Below are 221 nucleotides of genomic sequence, written 5' to 3'. Positions count from 1 at the left end.
TGCCAAACAACTCAAAGCCTTGAAGTTCAAAACACCCTATGAAGCAATTCAGGAACTCTGGAAATCAAAGCCAGAAGCCTTTATCGTCAAACCGCACCATCACATGCTGGGACCAAACACCTAGAGCATGTCTCCCGAAAGCGGGAACCGGTGTCGGGATAAAGACATCTGTAAAAACAAACAGATAGAGCATTTCCAACGGTTCAATCAAAACGGGAAAT

General features: G+C 44.8%; 1 pseudogene. It reads left to right on the top strand.

The window, feature by feature from the left end:
• Positions 1-124, top strand: a pseudogene (locus F9K91_RS25815) (IS481 family transposase); the annotation flags it as partial.
• Between the last annotated feature and the right edge of the window lie 97 nt (positions 125-221).

Source organism: Brucella tritici (assembly GCF_008932295.1).
Classification (GTDB): domain Bacteria; phylum Pseudomonadota; class Alphaproteobacteria; order Rhizobiales; family Rhizobiaceae; genus Brucella; species Brucella tritici.
Note: the sequence above shows the minus strand (reverse complement) of the source record. Positions and strands in the feature narration are given on the sequence as shown.